Raw genomic sequence first — 4,592 nt, 5'->3', positions numbered from 1 at the left:
GGCCGTTCAGGCCGACAGCGGGGGTCTGGGGGCGCAGCCCCCAGGGGATGGGAACGGGTAGGGGCGGCGGGGGCGAGGAGAAGCCGGCAACCCGGGCTATGCCAGCAAGCGGCCCATCATCGCCATCACCGTCGGCTCGACCCGGTAGTACACCCACGTCCCGCGTCGCTCGGACGACAGCAGGCCCGCCTCCCTGAGCTTCTTCAGGTGGTGGGAGACCGTCGGCTGCGAGACACCCACGTCGGAGATGTCACACACGCACGCCTCGCCCCCCTCGTGCGAGGCGACCAGCGAGAACAGCCGCAGCCGCACAGGATCACCGAGCGCCTTGAACATCGCCGCCGTCCGCTCGGCCTCCTCGACCGTGAGCGGACGCTCGGTCAGCGGCGGACAGCACGCCACAACCGTCTCCGTACTCGGCATATTCGACATACGTCTATGTTCACACACGTCGAATCAGTCGACCGGACCCCGCCCACCCAGACTCTCCGTGATCGTCACCGTCGCCGCCGCCAACAGCGCCCCCAGCTCGGGCAGCCGCTCGCGGGTGACCCGCGCCGCCGGGCCCGAGATGCTCACCGCGGTCGTGACCTCGCCCTTGTGGTCGTACACGGGCGCCGCCACACACCGGATGTCCTGCTCGTTCTCGACGTCGTCGACGGCGTAGCCGCGCGCACGGATGAGGGCCAGCTCCTCGTGCAGACGCTCCGCGGTCGTGATGGTGGCCGGCGTACGGGCGGGCATGCCCGCGGCGATCACCCGGTCCACCGTGTCCTCCGCGCCATGGGCCAGGAACACCTTGCCGGTGGCCGTGCAGTACGCGGGCTGCCGGCTGCCCACGCGCGAGTGCATCCGTACCGCCTGCGGGCTCTCGACCTTGTCGATGTAGACGATCTCCGGCGGGTCGAAGGTGACGAGGTGCACGGTCTCGCCGCTGTCCTCGGCGAGCCGGTGGAGGACCGGTGACGTGATCTGCCGGGTGTCGCGGCGCTCCAGATACGCCTGGCCGAGCAGCGCGTTCTGCGGGCCCAGCCGGTAGCGGCCCGACTCGGGATCCTGGTCCACGAGCCGCGCGTCCCGCAGCGGGGCGACCAGCCGCAGCACGGTGGACTTGCTCAGCTCCAGCCCGGCGGCGAGGTCGGTCAGCGTGACGCCGTGCGGATGGCCCCGGTCCTCTGCGAGGTACATGAGGATGCCCAGCGCGCGCCGCAGGGACGACGAGGCGTTGCGACGGGGTTCTGGGGGCGTGGGTGTGTCGGTCACCCCCGCATCCTAGCGTGCTGCATAGCAAAATGGGATGTCACATATTGAAATCGACCATTGACGACTGCGAATCCTCGGGGCTAACTTCTGCCCAACGTTCCGCGTTATGCGAAATGAAGTTTTGCATAGCAAAACAAGCCCCTCGCTCGTCCCCGTTTCTGGTGACCGTCGACGTTCGCCGCCCTCTTCGCTCTCCCCTGTGCCGCCCTCCCCCGAAGGGAACCCCGATGAGCCTTCGTCACCGTACCCGCCCCATGATGGTGATTTGTGCCGGTGTGACCGGCGCCGCATTCCTCACCGCGTGCAGCTCCGCCTCCGGCACCACCGGATCCAGTGCGGCCTCGTCCACGCTCCAGACGGTCATCAAGCGCGGCACGCTCAACGTCGCCAGTTGTCTGACGTTCCCGCCGTTCGGCTCGCTCAGCAAGGACAACAAGCCCCAGGGCTTCGACGTCGACGTGGCCACCGCCATGGCCAAGGCCCTCGACGTCAAGGTGAAGATCGTCGACACGACGTCCGCCAACCGCATCCCCAACCTCCAGACCAAGAAGGTCGACGCGGTGGTCTGCAACTTCACCACCACCGCCGAACGCGCCAAGCAGGTCGCCTTCAGCGATCCGTACATCGTCGCGGGCGAGGTCCTGCTGGTGAAGAAGAGCAGCGGCATCTCGACGCTCGCCGACCTCACCGGCAAGAAGGTCGCCGTCACCAAGGGCTCCACCAACGGCGACGCCGTCAAGGCCGGCAACCCCAAGGCCACCATCCAGGAGTACGACACCTCGGCCGCCGCCGTCCTCGCGGTCAAGCAGGGCCAGGCGGACGCCATGGTCGAGGACTCCAACTTCCTCAACTACCAGGCCAAGACCGACCCCTCCCTCAAGGTCACCAAGGACTCGGTCGTACCGCTCGAGTACAACGGCATCGGCGTCCAGTCCGGCGACCCGACCTGGCTCCAGTGGGTCAACACCTGGCTGCGCGAGTTCAACACCTCCGGCGAGGCCGCCACCCTCTACAAGAAGTGGTTCGGCGTAGAGCGCCCGTACCCCCTCAACCCCTCCTACTGACAGCCCCGTTGACTCGCTGACCTGTTGAGGAGGACCCCGACGTGCTCACCGACTGGAACTACGCCCTCCAGGACTGGCCCACCTACCTCGACGCGGCCTGGCTGTCCCTGCGCCTCTCGCTGGCCGCGTTCGCCCTGGCCTGCGTCCTGGGCCTGCTGGGAGCCCTCGCCCGTCGATCCCGGTACGCCGTCCTGCGCGCACCGGCGGCCGTGTACGTCGAGGTCATCCGCAACACCCCCGTGCTGCTCCAGATGTTCGTCGCCTACTTCGCCCTGCCCTCGGCGGGCCTGCGCCTGAGCCCCGTACAGGCGGGCGTCCTCGCACTCGGCGTCAACGTGGGCGCGTACCTAACCGAGATCTTCCGGGCCGGCATCCAGGCCGTCCCGCGCGGCCAGAGCGAGGCGGCCCGCGTCCTCGCCCTCGGCCCGGTCCGCACCTTCGCGCACGTCGTCCTCCCCCAGGCGCTGCGCAACGTCTACCCGGCGGTCGTCAACCACCTCGTGCAGATCATCCTCGGCTCGTCCCTCCTCTCCGCGATCTCCGTCCCCGAACTCACCGGCACGGCCACGGTCATCAACTCCCGCACCCTGCTGACGATCGAGGTCTTCGGCATCGCCGCAGTCCTCTACCTCGTCCTCACCAACCTGGTGGTGCTCGCCGCCGGCCTGATCGGCCGCGCGGCCTTCAAGCCCCCGCTGCGCCCGGCCGCCGTACGACCCCGCCCGCTGGACGCCGTACGCCGGCTCCTGCCCGTGCGTGTGCGAAAGGAGGCCTGAGCCGCATGGACTGGTCGGTCATCTGGTCGAACCGCGAACTGTTCACCTCGGGGCTGTGGGCCACCGTGCAGCTGTCCGCCGCCGCCATCGTCACCGGCACCCTCGCCGGGCTGGTCGTGGCGGCCGTACGGACCAGCCGGGTGCCCGTGCTGGCGCAGCTCGCCCGGGTCTATCTGGAGGTATTCCGGGGCACCCCGCTCCTCATCCAGATGCTGTTCATCTACTTCGGCGCGGCCTATCTCAACCTCGCCGGCATCACCGTCTTCGGCGCCGCGCTGCTCGCCCTGACCCTCTACCAGGGCGCCTACATCGCGGAGATCTTCCGCTCGGGCATCGAGGCGGTACCGAAGGGGCAGTGGGAGGCGGCCAGGGTCCTCGGGCTGGGGCGGCTGAGGAGCTTCGTCTCGGTGATCCTGCCGCAGACCCGGGCGATCGTGCTGCCGCCGCTGGTCGGGCAGTACCTGTCCCTCGTCAAGGACACCTCGATCGCCGTCGTCATCGGCTACGTCGAACTGCTGCGCCAGGGACAGGCGGTCATCGACCGGGCCGGCGACCCGGCCACCACCTATCTCGCGGTCGCCGTCCTCTACTTCGTCATCTGCTACCCGCTGTCGCTCGTCGTGCGGCGGATGGAACGAAAGGCTGTCCTCGCATGACGACCGCTTCCCCTACGGGCATCTTCCTCACCGGCGTCCACAAGCGCTTCGGCTCGCTGGACGTCCTCAAGGGCGTCGACATCGACGTCGGGGCTGGTGAGGTCGTCGTCCTCATCGGCGCGAGCGGTTCCGGCAAGTCGACGCTGCTGCGGATCATGTGCGACCTGGAGCGTGCGGACGCGGGTGAGGTGTGGGTGAACGGCGTTCCCCTGCACGACGCCAAGCGGGCGCCGGAGATCTTCGGGCACGTCGGGATGGTCTTCCAGCAGTTCAACCTCTTCCCGCACAAGACGGCGCTCGGCAATGTGACGCTGGCGCTGCGGAAGGTGCGGAAGCTGGACAAGGCCGAGGCCGAGGAGCGCGGACGGGTCGCCCTCGAACGGGTCGGGCTGTCGGAGAAGGCGGACTCCTACCCCGCCCAGCTCTCCGGCGGTCAGCAGCAGCGTGTCGCGATCGCCCGCGCGCTCGCCATGGACCCCGCCGTGATGTTCTTCGACGAGCCGACCTCCGCGCTCGATCCGGAGCTGGTGGGTGAGGTGACTGGTGTCATGCGGTCCCTTGCGGAGGAGGGCATGACGATGGTGGTCGTCACGCACGAGATGCGCTTCGCGAAGGACACGGCCGATCGGGTGGTCTTCATGGACGGCGGGGTCGTCCTCGAACAGGGACCACCGGACCAGGTCTTCGGCAGCCCTGCCGAGGCACGCACCCAGCAGTTCCTGCACCGGGTGCTGGACGTGTAGTTTCTCGCCCCCGCCGCCCCTACCCGTCCCATCCTCGGGGGCGCTGCCCCCGAACCCCTTGTCCTCAAACGCCGGACGGGCTGACAAACC

General features: G+C 68.8%; 6 protein-coding genes. 4 read left to right on the top strand and 2 right to left on the bottom strand.

The genetic code is table 11. The features are described from left to right. Positions 1-96: 96 nt before the first annotated feature. Both ACWCRB_RS49135 and ACWCRB_RS49130 read right to left on the bottom strand, forming a co-directional pair. Entirely contained in the window at positions 97-432 is a 336-nt protein-coding gene (locus tag ACWCRB_RS49135; protein ID WP_451002273.1) for an ArsR/SmtB family transcription factor, read from the bottom strand. Positions 433-456: 24 nt separating this feature from the next. After that, positions 457-1,263, bottom strand: a complete 807-nt coding sequence (locus ACWCRB_RS49130) for an IclR family transcriptional regulator (RefSeq protein ID WP_451002272.1) — start codon at positions 1,261-1,263, stop codon at positions 457-459. Between the two features lie 227 nt (positions 1,264-1,490). Between ACWCRB_RS49130 and ACWCRB_RS49125 the strand changes: the two genes are divergently transcribed. Genes ACWCRB_RS49125 through ACWCRB_RS49110 form a run of 4 tightly spaced genes read left to right on the top strand, consistent with a single transcriptional unit; the run spans position 1,491 to position 4,502 of the window. Next, entirely contained in the window at positions 1,491-2,327 is an 837-nt protein-coding gene (locus tag ACWCRB_RS49125; protein WP_451002271.1) for an ABC transporter substrate-binding protein, read from the top strand. Between the two features lie 41 nt (positions 2,328-2,368). Beyond that, positions 2,369-3,103 (top strand): amino acid ABC transporter permease, encoded by a 735-nt coding sequence (locus ACWCRB_RS49120; protein WP_451002270.1) that lies wholly within the window; start codon positions 2,369-2,371, stop codon positions 3,101-3,103. A gap of 5 nt (positions 3,104-3,108) precedes the next feature. Beyond that, entirely contained in the window at positions 3,109-3,759 is a 651-nt protein-coding gene (locus ACWCRB_RS49115; RefSeq protein WP_451002269.1) for an amino acid ABC transporter permease, read from the top strand. After that, positions 3,756-4,502, top strand: coding sequence for an amino acid ABC transporter ATP-binding protein (locus tag ACWCRB_RS49110; protein ID WP_451002268.1), 747 nt, complete (start codon positions 3,756-3,758; stop codon positions 4,500-4,502). Before ACWCRB_RS49115 ends, ACWCRB_RS49110 begins: the two co-directional genes overlap by 4 nt. The last annotated feature ends 90 nt before the right edge of the window (positions 4,503-4,592 follow it).

It is taken from the genome of Streptomyces sp. NPDC002156, assembly GCF_053593675.1.
Note: the sequence above shows the minus strand (reverse complement) of the source record. Positions and strands in the feature narration are given on the sequence as shown.